This window comes from Streptomyces sp. NPDC059895 (genome assembly GCF_042731035.1).
GTDB lineage: Bacteria > Actinomycetota > Actinomycetes > Streptomycetales > Streptomycetaceae > Streptomyces.
This window is the reverse complement of sequence record NZ_JBHWKO010000018.1, coordinates 1-15,174: the sequence shown is the minus strand read 5'-3', so window position 1 is coordinate 15,174 and position 15,174 is coordinate 1. Positions and strand designations below refer to the sequence as shown.

The 15,174-nt window shown below is 72.8% G+C and carries 13 protein-coding genes; 6 read left to right on the top strand and 7 right to left on the bottom strand.

The features are described 5' to 3' along the window. Positions 1 to 391: 391 nt before the first annotated feature. From ACFV9M_RS21425 to ACFV9M_RS21405, 5 genes are read right to left on the bottom strand one after another with little or no spacing between them, the layout of a single operon-like run. Complete coding sequence (locus ACFV9M_RS21425) at positions 392 to 1,654, bottom strand: styrene monooxygenase/indole monooxygenase family protein (protein ID WP_385061754.1); 1,263 nt, start codon at positions 1,652 to 1,654, stop codon at positions 392 to 394. Positions 1,655 to 1,667: 13 nt separating this feature from the next. Next, positions 1,668 to 2,321, bottom strand: a complete 654-nt coding sequence (locus tag ACFV9M_RS21420; RefSeq protein WP_385061756.1) for an ATP/GTP-binding protein — start codon at positions 2,319 to 2,321, stop codon at positions 1,668 to 1,670. Then, positions 2,302 to 2,730, bottom strand: a complete 429-nt coding sequence (locus ACFV9M_RS21415) for a DUF742 domain-containing protein (protein ID WP_385061758.1) — start codon at positions 2,728 to 2,730, stop codon at positions 2,302 to 2,304. The genes ACFV9M_RS21420 and ACFV9M_RS21415 overlap by 20 nt, the downstream gene beginning before the upstream one ends. Next, positions 2,727 to 3,230 carry a roadblock/LC7 domain-containing protein gene (locus ACFV9M_RS21410; RefSeq protein WP_385061760.1) on the bottom strand — a complete coding sequence of 168 codons (504 nt, stop codon included), beginning with the start codon at positions 3,228 to 3,230 and terminating at the stop codon, positions 2,727 to 2,729. Before ACFV9M_RS21410 ends, ACFV9M_RS21415 begins: the two co-directional genes overlap by 4 nt. Then, positions 3,227 to 6,184, bottom strand: coding sequence for a nitrate- and nitrite sensing domain-containing protein (locus ACFV9M_RS21405; RefSeq protein ID WP_385061761.1), 2,958 nt, complete (start codon positions 6,182 to 6,184; stop codon positions 3,227 to 3,229). Before ACFV9M_RS21405 ends, ACFV9M_RS21410 begins: the two co-directional genes overlap by 4 nt. Before the next feature lie 368 nt (positions 6,185 to 6,552). Here ACFV9M_RS21405 and ACFV9M_RS21400 point away from each other — a divergent pair, with 368 nt between their 5' ends. Next, positions 6,553 to 7,338, top strand: a complete 786-nt coding sequence (locus ACFV9M_RS21400; RefSeq protein ID WP_385061763.1) for a hypothetical protein — start codon at positions 6,553 to 6,555, stop codon at positions 7,336 to 7,338. Positions 7,339 to 7,526: 188 nt separating this feature from the next. On the opposite strand, the gene ACFV9M_RS21395 is transcribed toward ACFV9M_RS21400, so the two are convergent. After that, positions 7,527 to 8,024, bottom strand: a complete 498-nt coding sequence (locus ACFV9M_RS21395; RefSeq protein ID WP_385061764.1) for a MarR family winged helix-turn-helix transcriptional regulator — start codon at positions 8,022 to 8,024, stop codon at positions 7,527 to 7,529. Between the two features lie 232 nt (positions 8,025 to 8,256). After that, positions 8,257 to 10,680: an endopeptidase La gene (gene lon / locus ACFV9M_RS21390; RefSeq protein WP_385061766.1), complete on the bottom strand. Its 2,424-nt coding sequence runs from the start codon at positions 10,678 to 10,680 to the stop codon at positions 8,257 to 8,259. 173 nt (positions 10,681 to 10,853) lie between these two features. Between lon and ACFV9M_RS21385 the strand changes: the two genes are divergently transcribed. The 5 genes from ACFV9M_RS21385 to ACFV9M_RS21365 all read left to right on the top strand — a co-directional run. Continuing rightward, positions 10,854 to 11,558: a GNAT family N-acetyltransferase gene (locus ACFV9M_RS21385; RefSeq protein ID WP_385061768.1), complete on the top strand. Its 705-nt coding sequence runs from the start codon at positions 10,854 to 10,856 to the stop codon at positions 11,556 to 11,558. 297 nt (positions 11,559 to 11,855) lie between these two features. Then, positions 11,856 to 12,554, top strand: coding sequence for a spermidine synthase (locus tag ACFV9M_RS21380; protein WP_385061770.1), 699 nt, complete (start codon positions 11,856 to 11,858; stop codon positions 12,552 to 12,554). A 125-nt stretch (positions 12,555 to 12,679) separates the two neighbouring features. Continuing rightward, the gene (locus ACFV9M_RS21375; RefSeq protein WP_058923261.1) at positions 12,680 to 13,417 is read left to right on the top strand and encodes a response regulator transcription factor; all 738 of its coding nucleotides are present in this window, start codon (positions 12,680 to 12,682) and stop codon (positions 13,415 to 13,417) included. Further along, a complete protein-coding gene (locus ACFV9M_RS21370; RefSeq protein ID WP_385061772.1) occupies positions 13,414 to 14,517 on the top strand; it encodes a sensor histidine kinase in 1,104 nt (367 codons plus the stop codon). Before ACFV9M_RS21375 ends, ACFV9M_RS21370 begins: the two co-directional genes overlap by 4 nt. 313 nt (positions 14,518 to 14,830) lie before the next feature. Continuing rightward, positions 14,831 to 15,174: hypothetical protein (locus ACFV9M_RS21365; protein ID WP_385102507.1), on the top strand; the 344-nt coding region annotated here is incomplete at its 3' end.

Here is a 15,174-nt window from a genome sequence, read left to right as displayed (position 1 = left end):
CCCGGCGGCCGACCGGGGGCGGCAGCCGTGCCACCCGACGGCCGACCGGGGCCGGAGATCCTGTGACCCGACGGCCGCGGGTCGGTGGCTTTGGCGGCGGCGGAGCGCTCCGCCGCCCTGGCGGCGGGGGCTCAGCGCGCCGGCCCGGGGGCGGCAGCCGAACGGCACAAGGCCGACCCGGGACAGCGGCCCACCGGAGACGGCGGCCGGCCCGGGGCGGAGGCGCCGTCCGGCGACGGCGGCCGACCCTGGACAGCGGCCGAACGGAGACGGCGGCCGGCCGGGGGCGGAGGCCGCCCCGGGACAGTGGCCGACCGGTCCGGTCGGCGTCGGTCGAGGTGGCGGGTGGGACGTCCCGGTGGACGGGCGGGGAGGTCCGGCCGAGGGGGGCTCACGCGCCTGCGGCGCCGGAGACCTCCATCAGGTAGTTCTCGGTCTTCTTCGGGTCGTAGAAGAAGTCCTCGAAGTCCGCGGGGTCGTTGAACGCGTTGGCGAAACGATTTGCCACGGGCTGGAGCTGCCCGGCCGCGCCCAGCAGGTTGATGATGTGCTCCGGCGGCGGGGCCAGCATCGCGTTGGTCCACTTGGTGACGTGCCGGGCGGTGTCCCAGTACCGGTCGAACGTCGCCCGCATCCACTCCTCGTCGAACTCCTTCTCGCCCCGCTCGAGGATCGAGGCGAGATAGGCGGCCGCGCACTTGGACGCCGAGTTGGAGCCCTGCCCGGTGATCGGGTCGTTGGCGACGACCACGTCGGCGACGCCGAGGACCAGGCCACCGCCGGGGAGGCGGCCGACCGGGTTGCGGACGGTGGGCGCGTAGCGGCCGGCCAGCGTGCCGCCGGCGTCGGTCAGCTCCACCTCGGTGGCCCGCGCGTACTCCCAGGGGACGAACCGCTTCATGAGGTCCAGGGTCAGAGCGAGGTGCTCCGCCGGGTCCTTCACGCCGCCGAAGGCGTCGAGCGGGCCGCCGGGTATGCCCTCCCAGAACAGGATGTCGGCGCGGCCGGAGGTGGTGAACGTCGGCATGACGAACAGCTCGCCGACACCCGGCACCAGGTTGCAGCGGACCGCCTCCAGGTCGGGGTGCTCCGGGCGCGGGCCCAGTCCGTGCACGTAGGCGACGGCCAGGGCGCGCTGCGGCTCGCTGTAGGGGGACCGCTCCGCGTCCCGGCCGAACATCTGCACGAGCTCGCCCTTGCCGGCGGAGACCAGGACGAGGTCGTAGGCACGGGAGAAGTAGTCGAGGTCGGAGACGGCCGCGCCGTGGATCACCAGCCGGCCGCCGCGCTGGGCGAAGGTCTCCATCCAGCCGGCCATCTTCACCCGCTGGTCCACCGACTGGGCGAACCCGTCGAGCCGGCCCACCCAGTCGATGGCGCGCTGCGCGGGGCCCGGGTCGTGCGAACCGGGGGCCGCCACCGAGACGCCGAGTCCGCCGATCTTCGGGGCCTGGGACTCCCAGAAGTTCAGCTGGAGGTCGCGCTCGTGCTGGAGGGCGGTGTGGAACATGCACTGCGTCGACATGACCCGGCCGGAACGGATCTCGTCCGCCGTCCGGTTCGACATCAGGGTGACCTCGTACCCGTGCGACTGGAGGCCGAGAGCGAGCTGGAGTCCGGACTGGCCGGCTCCGACGACGAGTATCTTCCGCATGCGGGGGTGGCTCCTAAGGGGACTGCTCGGGGGTTTCGTCCAGCGCGTGGCCCACCAGGGCCAGGAGGGTCTCGATCACCGAGATCCGGCGCCGCGCATCCATGATCATTACAGGTATGTGCGCGGGAATCGTCAACGCCTCTCGCACGTCCTCCGGTTCGAACAGCTCGCTGTCGTCGAAGTGGTTGACGGCGACGACGTACGGCAGTCCGCAGCTCTCGAAGTAGTCGAGGGCCGGGAAGCAGTCCTTCAGCCTGCGGGTGTCGGCGAGGACGACGGCGCCGATCGCACCGCGCACCAGGTCGTCCCACATGAACCAGAACCGCTGCTGGCCCGGCGTGCCGAAGAGGTACAGCACCAGGTCGTCGTCGAGCGTGATGCGGCCGTAGTCCATGGCCACCGTGGTGGTGACCTTCTCCGGGGTACCGGTGAGGTCGTCGGTGGCCTCGCTGGCCTCGGTCATCAGCGCCTCCGTCTGGAGGGGCTCGATCTCCGAGACGGTGCCGACCAGGGTGGTCTTACCGGCACCGAAGCCGCCGGCCACCACGATCTTCGTGGCGATGGGGGCCCGGGTGCGGTCCGTCTGCCAGGGCTGCAACGTCTCGTCGGGTACGGGCTCGACGAACGGGGAGACGCCACGAGCGGCGTCAGAGACGACGGAGTCCACTCAGCACCCTTTCCAGCAGAGCGCGGTCGGGACGGCCCGTACCGTGACCGGTCCCGGTGCCGTACACACGTATCTTTCCCTGGTCCGCGAGATCGCTGAGGAGCACGCGGACCACGCCGAGCGGCATCTTCAGCAGCGCGGCGATCTCCGCCACCGTACGCATACGGCGGCACAGTTCGACGATGGCCCGCAGCTCCGGCATCACCCGGGTGGTGAGGGAACCATTCGTCAGCTCCCTGCGCTCCTCGGGCGCCTCGAGTTCGGCCGTGGTCGCCACGAACGTCTCGACGAGGAGGACGTGGCCGAAGCGGGTACGGCCGCCGGTGAGCGAGTAGGGGCGTACCCGGGCGGGCTTGCGGTCGCCGCCGCGGACCGGGAGCGGCCCGGCCTTCCTCGGAGAGCTGCTCATCGGGTGCTCCCCGCCGCCGCGGTCTCCAGTGACTGCCGTAGCTCGCTGCGGAGCTCCGGGGTCAGCACATGGCCGGCGCGGCCCACGAAGAGGGCCATGTGGTACGCCACCACGCTCATGTCGCAGTCTGCCGAGCCGTGGACGCCGAGCAGCGAGCCGTCGCTGATCGACATCACGAAGAGGCTGCCCTCCTCCATGGCGACCATGGTGTGCTTCACCGAGCCGGACTCCATGAGCTTGGCGGCCCCGATGGTGAGGCTGCCGATGCCGGAGACGATGGTGGCGAGGTCGGCGGAGGAGCCGCGCGGGCCGGCGGGTTTCGCCTCCTGCACCTGACGGGCCGCGTCGTTGCGTCCCGGGTCCGAGGAGAGCAGGAGCAGGCCGTCGGAGGAGACGACCGCGACGGACTGGATCCCTGGCACTTCCTCCACGAGGTTGGTCAACAGCCAGTGCAGGTTACGGGCCTCACTGCTCAGTCCGAAGGTACTGGGCGCGGTCAACTGCTTGCCTCCTCGACTGTGCCCCCCGTGTCTTCTTCGGCGTGTGCGTGTGCTGCTTGGGGTGACGGTGCCGCGTTCTGCACCGTCTGTTCGGCGATCTCCGCCTCGACGTCTCGGTAGCCGGCCTCCGCCCCCCGACGGAAGCCGCCCAGCCGGCGGCGGAGGGCGTCGGCGTCGACGGAGCCGGTCCGCTGGCGTGGGGCCGTGGTGGGTGCGGTGATCCTGGGAGTGCGCTTGGGCAGGCCCTTGTCGGTGACGGGCTCCTCCGGGGCGTCGGGGGTGCGGGTGTGCTCCGCCTCGGCCTCACCCCCGTCGGGCCTGTTCGCGTCCGCGCCGTCCGCGCGGCCGCCGTGGCCGCCGCTGTCGCCGCTGTCGCCGGGGGCGGGCCGGCCCGCGGCGGGTGCACCTGGTGAGGTGTCCTGGCCGGTGGCGGGTGCTCCCTGGAGGGCCTCCTCCCCGTCGGCGGCCCCGGATCGCGGGGTGGCCGGTGCGGCGGGGCCCTGTTCCTCCTGCGTGCCGTCCGCTTCCCCGGGCGGGTCCGGCAGCAGGAGTTCCATCGTGGTCTCGGCCCGGGAGTGCGGCTCCGGGACGGTCCGCGCATCGGTGCGGGACTCGGCCGGGGACTGCGCCGGGGGCTGTGCCGGGGCCTGGTCGCCGGTGGGCGGCTCGGCGGCCGGGGGCCGGCCCGGGGCCTGGTCGCCGGTGGGCGACCCGGCCTCGCGGACCGCCTTCTCGGCCAGGGCGACCAGGGGGTCGCCGCTGTCGCCGGTCTCCTTGGAGCGGCCCGGGAGGACGTTGGAGTTGGCCTCGGCGTCCGCGCCGGGGAGGGAGAACGTCTGGCCGGCGGAGGACGCCGGGACCGCGGCGGCCGGGGCGGTGGCCAGCAGGGTCGTCGGGACGACGACGACCGCGGCGACACCGCCCTGCTTCTGCTCGCGCAGCTGCACCCGCACCCCGTGCCGGTGGGCGAGGCGGGCCACGACGTAGAGGCCGAGGCCGAGGCCCTCCTCGCCCTCCTGGTCGTAGGGGGTCTCCGGGTCGAACTCGGTGAGGCGGCTGTTGAGGCGGGTCAGGCGCTCCTCGGTCATGCCGATGCCCTCGTCCTGGACGGAGAGCATGACCTCGCCGCTCTCCAGGAGCCAGCCGGAGACCTCGACGGGCAGGTCCGGCGGGGTGAACGAGGTGGCGTTCTCCATGAGTTCGGCCAGCAGGTGGCTGAGGTCGTCGGCGGCGAAGCCGGCCACGTGCGCGTGCGGCGGGAGCGCGGAGATGCGGACGCGTTCGTAGCGTTCGATCTCGCTGACCGCGGCGCGGACCACGTCCACCAGCGGGATCGGGCCGGCGTGCTGCTGGACGTGCTCGGTGCCCGCCAGCACCAGCAGGTTCTCGCTGTGCCGGCGCATGACCGTGGCGAAGTGGTCGAGCTTGAACAGCGTGGCCAGGCGGTCGGGGTCCTGCTCGCGCTCCTCCAGGCCCTCGATGACGGCGAGCTGGCGTTCGACCAGGCCGAGGGTGCGCAGGGAGAGGTTGACGAAGGTGCCGCTGATGCTGGAGCGCAGCCGCTCCAGTCGGGCGGCGGCGTCGGCGAGTTCGGCGCGCAGTCCCTCGCGGGCGTCGGCCATCTTCTGGCGCTGACCGACCAGGTGCTTGCGGTCGGACTCCAGGGTGGTGACGCGCTCGTGGAGGGCCACGGCGTGCTCGTGCAGGGCGTTGACGGAGCGGACGACCTGGGCGAACTCGTCGTTGCGGCCGGTGAACCGCAGTGGCTCCTCGGCCGCCGGGTTCTCCGCCTCGGCCAGCCGCTTCGAACCGAGGCGCAGCACGGCCAGCGGGCGGGTGAGGCTGCGGGCCATGGCGGTGGCGACGCCTATGGCGACCAGTATCAGGACGCCGAGCAGGGCGATGCGGATCTCCAGCGCGGTGACGTCGTCGTCGCGCAGCTGGGCGAGGTCCTTGGTCCGGCGGTCGTAGAGGGAGGACTCGGCGCCGCGCATCAGGTCGACCCGGGCGGAGAGCGCGGCGTCCAGCTTCTTGACGCTGGTGTCGAGCTCGTCGTCGCCGAGTTCCGGCTGGTCGGTGAGGGCCGCCAGGTACTTCTCGGCGGCCTCCACGTCACCGCCGGTGACGGTGGAGTCGTAGGCGTCGACGGCCTGCTGCGGGGCGTTCTCCCGGAAGGCGGTCAGGGCCGCGTCGGAGCGCAGTCGGGCCTGCTGGGCGGCGGCCGTGAGGGCGTCCCGCCGCTTGGCGTCGCCGTCGGAGGAGACCGTCTCGGTGGACGACAGGCCGGTGACGGGGTCGTAGACGCTCTCGGTGGACGTCGGCACGTTCAGCGCGGCGAGCAGCAGTCCGCGGGCCGCGTCGGCCTGCTGGACGGCGGTGTCGAGGTCGGCGAGGGCGTGGGCGCCGGAGCCCGCGCGGGGCGGCATCTGCTCCGCGAGCCGCTCGGCGAGGCCGTGCAGCGCGGTGATGGCGGCGGAGTACGCCTGGTGTGCCTCGAGCGCCGTGCTCTTGCCGGTGAGGGCCGTCTGCCGGACGGAGGCGAGGCCGTCGAGCTCCTCGCGGAGCCCGGCGGGCGTGTCGGTGTCGGCGGTCAGCTCCCGCACCTGCCGGTCCACGCGGGTGCTGCTCTGCGTCGAGGGCGCCGAGGACTTGGTGCGCCCGGCCGCGACGTAGGCGGTGACCTCGTCCCGCTCGTCGGCGATCGACTGCGCGAGGACCAGCGCGTCCTGGGTCCGCTCGGCGAGGGTCACCAGGTCCTGCGCGTCCTTCAACTGCCCGGAGGCGTCGAGGACGGAGGGTGCTCCGGCGCCCGCGATGGCGGCGGCCACCACGGCCACCGCGACGATCAGCCGGTTGCGTACGTGGGTCGGGCGGCCCTTGCCGACAGGGGTGCGCTCCGCGCCCCCCTCGGAGGCCGTCTTGCTGCCTGTGCGCCGAGGCCGCGTCTTCTGCACCGGTGCTCGCATTCCTGACTCGTGTTACCCATGGGCCGGATGACGCTCCGTCGACGGGTGCGTACGTCCGGTACGGTCCCCGACCCTCCCAGTGCCGGTGGGCAGGGGTCGCGCATCGACTGCCCCGCCACCCGAAGGAGTGAACATCGGAGGGGAGTTGAGGGGCAAGTTCCTCCGGCGCGTGCGAGGCCCTTGCGCGGGGCGCCGGTTGGACGTGGACGGCGGGCTTTGGCAATATTCGCCGCCACGCCTTCCCGGAGTGCGTTATTCCCTCCCAAAACAGGCGCCTGACCTGCGACGGTGCGCCCGCCCGGGGAGTGTTGGCCGCCTTTCGCGAAGGGTGTGAAGGGGTCGTGCAGACTGGCGGTATGCGTACGGAACTTGTGTCGGAGCCCGGCGATCGGGCCTACCCCAACGAGGACTTCGCGAGTGTCGGACTTCCCGCCTCCGGTCAGGGCGGTTCGCTCGTCCTGCTGGACGGCGTGACGCCGCCCCGGAGCGGCACGGGCTGTCTCCATTCGGTCCCCTGGTACACGGCACGCCTGGGCGGCGCCCTGACCGAACTGACCGTTTCACTCCCGGATGTTCCGCTGGCCGAGGCGCTCTCCCTCGCCCTGGCGCGTACCGCCGACGCCCACGCCGTCACCTGTGACCTTTCTCACCCGCGCACGCCCCAGGCGACGGTGGTTCTCGCCCGCTGGTCCCCGGATTCGGTGGAGTACCTGGTCCTGTCCGACTCGGCCCTCCTGCTGGCCTCCCCCGACGGCACGGTCACCCCCGTCCTGGACGACCGCCTGACGCTCGTCCCGCCGGCGCTGCTGGCGAGCGCGGAGATCTGCGACACGCGGGTCCGCAACAAGGAGGGCGGCTTCTTCACCGCCGCCGCGGACCCGGCGGTGGCGGCCCGCGCGGTCACCGGCGCCGTCCCGCGCTCCGGGGTGGCCGCCCTGGCGGCCCTCACGGACGGGGTGACGCGCTGGGTGGACACGTTCCGGGAGGGCGACTGGGCAGACCTGTTCGCCTACGTCCGCAAGGACGGTCCGCGCGCGCTGGTCGAGCGGGTGCGGGAGCTGGAGCGGGCGGACACCGAACGGGAGTTCCTGGGCCGCGTCAAGCGGCACGACGACGCGACGGCGGTCTTCGTGGAGCTGTGAGGTGTGGCCGGGGCCTGGGCCGCGCGCTGGTTCGGGCGGGCTCGGGCCACACCGGGGGGCGGGCCTGCTCAGCCGGACACCGGTTCAAGCCTGCTCAGCCGGACACCGGTTCAAGCCTGCTCAGCCGGACACCGGTTCAAGCCTGCTCAGCCGGACACCGGTTCAAGCCTGCTCAGCCGGACGCCGGTTCAGGCCTGCTTGGCCATGCCCTGGTTCAGCTCGTGGAGCAGGCGCGCCAGCTCCGCCACCTCCCCGCGGTCCCAGTGGGCGAGCTGGCTGACGTACCGCGCGCGGCGGGCCTCGCGGACCCGGCCGACCCGGGTGCGGCCCTCCTCGGTCAGGTCGACCAGCCAGGCGCGCCCGTCCGCCGGGTCCGGTGCGCGGGCGATCAGGCCGAGCTGTTCCAGCGCGCGCAGCTGGCGGGACATGGTGGCCTTGCCGACGCCGATGTAGGCGGCGAGTTCGGTCGCCCGCTGCCGGCCGCACTCCTCCAGCCGGACGAGCAGGCCGTACGCCGCGGACTCCAGGTCCGGGTGGACCTCGCGGGCCATCTCGCCCTGGTTGGCGCGGGCGCGGCGCAGCAGCACCGTCAGCTCCCGCTCCAGGGACAGGAACTCCTGGTCCACACCTCTTCGCGACACCTCGGATGCGCCCCCGCGTCCGTCGCCGTTTCCGTCCTCGTGCACGTCAGCGCTCCTGATCCGGTTCCGTGCCGATTCTACGTGCGTAGCCGCGCGCCGGGCCGTGGGCCGTGGGTCGTGGGCCGTGGCATGCCCCTGCCGGGCGGGGCGGCGTCGTCGCCGCCATCGCCGCCGCCATCGCCCCTGTGATCCCGTGGCCCGGTGACACCGTGACCCCGTGCGGGCGAAGGCCCGGACCCCTCACGGGACCCGGGCCTTCCTTCTCCGGACGCGTCCGTCACGCCGCGACCGGAACCTCCGGCGTCACTCCGCTCGTCGCGGGGGCCAGCGCCAGCTCCAGGACCTGGCGGACGTCGGTGACGGCGTGGACGTCCAGCTTGTCCAGGACCTCCGCCGGGACGTCGTCCAGGTCGGGTTCGTTGCGCTTGGGGATGATCACGGTGGTCACCCCGGCGCGGTGCGCGGCGAGCAGCTTCTGCTTCACGCCGCCGATCGGGAGGACCCGGCCGGTCAGCGAGACCTCGCCGGTCATCGCCACGTCCGTACGGACCAGCCGCCCGGACAGCAGGGACGCGAGGGCCGTCGTCATCGTGATGCCCGCGCTCGGGCCGTCCTTGGGGACCGCGCCCGCCGGGAAGTGGATGTGCACGCCCCGGTCCTTCAGGTCGGCGACCGGCAGTTCGAGCTCGGCGCCGTGGCTGCGCAGGAAGCTCAGCGCGATCTGCGCCGACTCCTTCATCACGTCGCCCAGCTGACCGGTCAGGGTCAGGCCCGCCGCACCCGTCTCCGGGTCGGCCAGCGACGCCTCGACGTACAGCACGTCGCCGCCCGCGCCCGTGACCGCGAGGCCCGTCGCCACGCCGGGCACCGCGGTGCGCCGCTCGGCCGGGTCCTGGGCGGACTCGGGCACGTGGTGCGGCCGGCCGATCAGTCCGCGCAGGTCCGCCTCGGTGACGGTGAACGGCAGCTTCCGCCGGCCCAGTTCGTGCTGCGCGGCGATCTTGCGCAGCAGCCGGGCGACGGACCGCTCCAGGGTGCGCACGCCGGCCTCGCGCGTGTACTCGCCGGCCAGCTTGCGCAGGGCGCTCTCGTCGAGGGTCACCTCGTCCTTGTCCAGGCCCGCCCGCTCCAGCTGGCGCGGGAGCAGGTGGTCACGGGCGATGACGACCTTCTCGTCCTCGGTGTAGCCGTCGAGGCGGACCAGCTCCATGCGGTCGAGCAGGGCCTCGGGGATGGCCTCCAGGACGTTGGCGGTGGCGAGGAAGACGACGTCCGACAGGTCGAGCTCGACCTCCAGGTAGTGGTCGCGGAAGGTGTGGTTCTGCGCCGGGTCCAGGACCTCCAGCAGGGCCGCCGCCGGGTCGCCGCGGAAGTCGGATCCGACCTTGTCGATCTCGTCGAGCAGGACGACCGGGTTCATCGAACCGGCCTCCTTGATCGCGCGGACGATCCGTCCGGGCAGCGCACCGACATAGGTGCGCCGGTGACCGCGGATCTCCGCCTCGTCCCGGACACCGCCGAGGGCGACGCGGACGAAGGCGCGGCCCATGGCGTGCGCGACCGACTCGCCCAGCGAGGTCTTGCCGACTCCGGGCGGGCCGACCAGGGCCAGAACGGCCCCTCCGCGCCGACCGCCGACCACACCCAGGCCCCGGTCGCTGCGGCGCTTGCGCACCGCCAGGTACTCGGTGATCCGCTCCTTCACGTCCTCCAGGCCCGCGTGCTCGGCGTCGAGGACCGCCTTGGCGCCCTGGATGTCGTAGGCGTCCTCGGTCCGTTCGTTCCAGGGCAGTTCGAGGACGGTGTCGAGCCAGGTGCGGATCCAGGAGCCCTCGGGCGACTGGTCGCTCGCCCGCTCCAGCTTGTCGACCTCCTTGAGGGCGGCCTCGCGGACCTTCTCCGGCAGGTCGGCGGCCTCGACGCGGGCGCGGTAGTCGTCGGACTCCTCGCCCTCGCTCTCGCCGTTGAGCTCGCGCAGTTCCTTGCGGACGGCCTCCAGCTGACGGCGCAGCAGGAACTCGCGCTGCTGCTTGTCGACGCCCTCCTGGACGTCCTTGGCGATGGTCTCGGCGACGTCCTGCTCGGCGAGGTGGTCGCGCAGTTGCTGGGTGGCGAGCTTCAGACGGGCCACCGGGTCGGCCGTCTCCAGGAGCTCGACCTTCTGCTCCGTGGTCAGGAAGGGCGAGTAGCCGGAGTTGTCGGCGAGCGCGGAGACGTCGTCGATGGCCTGGACGCGGTCGACGACCTGCCAGGCGCCGCGCTTGCGCAGCCAGGCGGTGGCCAGCGCCTTGTACTCCTTGACCAGTTCGGCGACCTGGCCGGGCAGGGGCTCGGGCACCTTCTCGTCGAGCCGGGTGCCCTCGACCCACAGGGCCGCGCCGGGGCCGGTGGTGCCGGCGCCGATCCGGACGCGGCCTCGGCCGCGGATCAGCGCGCCCGGGTCGCCGTCGGCCAGCCGGCCGACCTGCTCGACCGTGCCGAGCACGCCGGTGCTCGCGTAGGTGCCGTCGATGCGCGGCACCAGGAGCACCCTGGGCTTGCCGGGCTCCGAGCGGGCGGCGGCCTGGGCCGCTTCCACCGCGGCGCGCACATCTGCGTCGTTGAGGTCCAGCGGAACCACCATCCCGGGCAGCACGACCTCGTCGTCGAGCGGCAGCACGGGCAGGGTGAGCGGTGTGAACGCTGCGGACTCAGCAGCCATGATCTCCCCTTAGGCAGTCAAGTTGAGTTATGCCGACTCAATGCATGGGGGACCTCGAATGTTCCCGGACGGTCGTTCGCTGTGAGCGATCACGACTGCCGGGGCCGGCGCGGGGCACCGTACAGTCGTCGGCGTAAGTGGTGGATGCGGGCACTGGCCATTACGGAGGTCGTGTGAACGGGATCGTGCGGGCCTGGGTGGACGGGTGGGCCGTGTCGCGCGGAGCCTGTCCGCCCGTGCGGGAATCCTGGGGGTTCACCATCCACGTGGGGCAGGCGGCGCACGTGTCGCGGCACGTCCTCGCCCGGCTCGGGGACGACGTCGAGGAAGGCGTGGTCCGCAAGGTCGCGGACGGGGTGACCGGGGCCGGGGTGTGGCTCAAGGTCTTCCAGGACCCGGCGGTGACCGCGGGGTGGCTGGGCTCCGACTGGTGGGTGGACCCGGACCCGGGGTGGCTGATGACGCTGCCGCTGCGCACGGCGACGGAAGGGGAACCGAGGTCGGGACCGGCGGAGGCGGGGGCGGGGCCGGGCGGGGCGCCCGACGGTTACCGACTGCGCGCGTGGACACGCGGCGGCGTCACGCGCGTGATGGTCGCCGCGCCCGACGGCTCCTTCGCCGCGCGGGGCCAGGTGGCCCCGACCGGCGCGACCGCCGTCGTCGACCATGTCGAGACCGCGCCCGGACACCGCCGCCGCGGCCTGGGCAGCGTCGTCATGCGGACGCTGACGGCCGCCGCGGCGGCCGAGGGCGCGGAGACCGGCGTCCTGGTGGGGACGCCGGCGGGGCGTGCCCTGTACGAGTCGCTGGGCTGGACTGTGGTGGCACCGCTGACGAGCGCGAAGTTCCTGGGCGCGGGCGGGGGCGGCGACTCGTGACCCGGACCGCGACCACAACAGGCACCACAACCGCAACCGGCACCGCGACCGGCACCACGACCGGCACCGCGACCACAACAGGCACCACAACCGCAACCGGCACCGCGACCGGCACCACGACCGGCACCGCGACCGCAACCGGCACCACGAACGCAACCGGCACCACGACCGGCACCACGACCGCAACCGGCACCGCCCCGCCCCGCCCACCGCCCCGCCCCGCCCCGCCCCGGCCCGGCCCGGCCCGGCCCCGGGAAATTCCCCGCCCTCCCCCGCCTCCGGTGCCAGGATGGGCCGATGCCCCTCTCCCGCGACATGTCCCCCCAACCCGGCGGCCGGCCCGAAGTCCTGGACCGTCGTGAGGGTCCGTACGGCGAGGTCGTGCTGCGCCGGCACGGGGAGTTGCTGCAGATCATCGCCAACGGCTGCTTCCTGATGGACACCTCCGACGGCCGCTCGGAGCGGCTGCTCGTCGACGCCGCCCTGACCGCGCTGGACGGGCGCCCCGCGCCCGACGTGCTGATCGGCGGCCTGGGCGTCGGGTTCTCGCTCGCGCACGCCGCCGCCGACCCCCGCTGGGGGCGCGTCACGGTCGTGGAGCGGGAACGCTCCGTCATCGACTGGCATCTCGCCGGCCCGCTCGCCGCGATCTCCCGCGCCGCCCTCGCCGATCCGCGCACGACGATCGTCGAAGCTGATCTGCTCGACTACGTCAATGAGACTTCCGCCACGTTCGACGCACTCTGCCTCGACGTCGACAACGGGCCCGACTGGACCGTCACGGAAGGCAACGGCGGGCTCTACTCGGAGGCCGGACTCGCGGGCTGCGCAAGGGTGTTGAGGGCCGGCGGGGTACTGGCCGTGTGGTCCGCGCAGCCGTCGCCTGAATTCGAAGGAACCTTGAGAAATGCCGGGTTCCAGCGGGTGCGTACCGAAGAGATCCCGGTTGCCCGAGGAGTGCCGGACGTCGTGCACCTCGCCGTCGTACCCGGATAGCAAAGGCGCGGTGACTCCCCGTACGCTGCTGCCCTGACGTCGATCATTGAGGCGTCAACCGCAGTCATGCGCAATCAAGGGATCACCCCACATGGTCCCGGAAAAGCACACCTCAGGGGCGGGCGATGGAGCAGACACACACCTCGCACAACGGCACGACGGCGACCCCGGGCGCACAGCGCCGCGTTCTGGTGGTCGAGGACGACCCGACGATCGTCGACGCCATCGCGGCCCGTCTGCGCGCCGAGGGATTCCTCGTGCAAACGGCGGGGGACGGCCCGGCGGCCGTCGACACGGCGGAGGCCTGGCAGCCCGATCTGCTGATCCTCGACATCATGCTGCCCGGCTTCGACGGCCTGGAGGTCTGCCGTCGCGTGCAGGCCGCCCGCCCGGTCCCGGTGCTGATGCTCACCGCGCGCGACGACGAGACCGACATGCTGGTCGGGCTCGGCGTGGGCGCCGACGACTACATGACCAAGCCGTTCTCGATGCGGGAGCTCGCGGCGCGCGTGCACGTGCTGCTGCGCCGCGTGGAGCGCGCGGCGCTCGCGGCGGCCACGCCACGCTCCGGCATCCTGCGCCTCGGCGAGCTGGAGATCGACCACGCCCAGCGCCGGGTGCGGGTGCGCAGCGAGGACGTGCACCTCACGCCCACCGAGTTCGACCTGCTGGTCTGCCTGGCGAACACCCCGCGCGCGGTGCTCTCGCGTGAGCAGCTGCTGGCGGAGGTGTGGGACTGGGCGGACGCCTCCGGCACCCGGACCGTCGACAGCCACATCAAGGCACTGCGCCGGAAGATCGGCGCCGAGCGGATCCGCACGGTGCACGGCGTCGGGTACGCGCTGGAGACGCCGACGCCATGAGCGGCGGGCCGGACGCACCGAGAGGCCCCGGGGAGCCCTGGGGCGGCGTACGCCCGTTCTCGATCAACACCAAGCTGGGGGCGCTGGTCGTCATCTCGGTGCTGATCACCACCGGGCTGATGCTCATCGCCCTGCGCACCGAGACCGAACTGCGCTTCATCACCATCTTCTCGATGATCGCCACCCTGCTCATCACGCAGTTCGTGGCGCACTCGCTCACCGCGCCGCTGGACGAGATGAACACGGTCGCCCGGTCCATCTCGCACGGCGACTACACCCGCCGGGTGAGCGAGAACCGCCGGGACGAGCTGGGCGACCTCGCCCAGACGATCAACGTCATGGCCGACGAGCTGGAGGCGCAGGACCGTCAGCGCAAGGAGCTGGTGGCCAACGTCTCGCACGAGCTGCGCACCCCCATCGCGGGTCTGCGCGCGGTCCTGGAGAACGTGGTCGACGGCATCGCCGAGGCCGACCCCGAGACGATGCGCACGGCCCTGAAACAGACGGAGCGGCTCGGCCGGCTGGTGGAGACGCTGCTGGACCTGTCCCGGCTGGACAACGGCGTCGTACCGCTGCGCAAGCGGCGTTTCGAGGTGTGGCCGTACCTGTCGGGGGTGCTCAAGGAGGCCAACATGGTGGCCTCCGCCCGCGCGACCATGGGCTCGGGCGGCAGTCATACGCGTACCGACGTCCATCTGCACCTGGACGTCTCGCCGCCGGAGCTGACCGCGCACGCGGACCCCGAACGCATCCACCAGGTCGTCGCCAACCTCATCGACAACGCGGTCAAGCACAGTCCGCCGCACGGCCGGGTCACGGTGAAGGCGCGGCGCGGGCCGCTGCCGGAGTCGCTGGAGCTGGAGGTCCTGGACGAGGGGCCCGGCATCCCGCGCTCGGAGTGGCGCCGCGTCTTCGAGCGGTTCAACCGGGGGGCCGTCCGCCGGCCGCACGGTCCGGGCAGCGACGGCGGCACGGGGCTGGGACTCGCGATCGCCCGCTGGGCGGTCGATCTCCACGGCGGCCGGATCGGAGTGGCCGAATCCGAGCGGGGTTGCCGGATTCTCGTCACCCTTCCGGGAGAGCCATCCGTGCCAAGTTGACGTAAAGTGCGAAGCGGAGCCGCAAGATCCACGAGCGTCCGCGCCGACGAACGGCTGATGGACACGTGTGATCAGGCACAGCACCGGCCCAGGCCGGCCGCGGTCCGCACGCTCAGCGTGCGCGACCTGCATCGACGCACCCGTTTTGGAAGTCAACCGCGCTTGTTTCCCGCCAATTCCAGCCCCGAAACACCCTTGTCGATGTGACATACGCGACGATGGAGCTGCCCGGCCTGACCTTCGCGGGCTGGGAGGCGTAGCCTTTATTCCCGCTGTCCATCACCTTGTGAAGCGGAAGAGGGCGGTTGCCGCCGTGTCGCCACAGTCCCCCAGTAACGCATCGAGCATCTCGACCGACGCAGACCAAGCGGGCAAGAATCCCGCTGCCGCGTTCGGCGCGAACGAGTGGCTCGTCGACGAGATCTATCAGCAGTACCTCCAGGACCCGAATTCTGTAGACCGCGCCTGGTGGGACTTCTTCGCCGACTACAAGCCGGGGGCCGCCAGCGCTCCGGCTCCGGCGGGTACTGCGGCCGCGGGGGCCGCAGGGACCACCACCCCACCCGCGGCACCCGCCGCTCCGGCTGCCCCGGCCGCTCCGGCCGCTCCGGCCGCTCCGGCCGCTCCGGCCCAGGCCGCGCCCGCCGCCCCGAAGCC

Coding starts and splice junctions, on each gene's coding strand:
- ACFV9M_RS21380 (WP_385061770.1), top strand. CDS start 11,856: ATGCCCCTCTCCCGCGACATGTCCCCCCAACCCGGCGGCCGGCCCGAA.
- ACFV9M_RS21415 (WP_385061758.1), bottom strand. CDS start 2,730: ATGAGCAGCTCTCCGAGGAAGGCCGGGCCGCTCCCGGTCCGCGGCGGC.
- ACFV9M_RS21400 (WP_385061763.1), top strand. CDS start 6,553: ATGCGTACGGAACTTGTGTCGGAGCCCGGCGATCGGGCCTACCCCAAC.
- lon (WP_385061766.1), bottom strand. CDS start 10,680: ATGGCTGCTGAGTCCGCAGCGTTCACACCGCTCACCCTGCCCGTGCTG.
- ACFV9M_RS21375 (WP_058923261.1), top strand. CDS start 12,680: ATGGAGCAGACACACACCTCGCACAACGGCACGACGGCGACCCCGGGC.
- ACFV9M_RS21425 (WP_385061754.1), bottom strand. CDS start 1,654: ATGCGGAAGATACTCGTCGTCGGAGCCGGCCAGTCCGGACTCCAGCTC.
- ACFV9M_RS21370 (WP_385061772.1), top strand. CDS start 13,414: ATGAGCGGCGGGCCGGACGCACCGAGAGGCCCCGGGGAGCCCTGGGGC.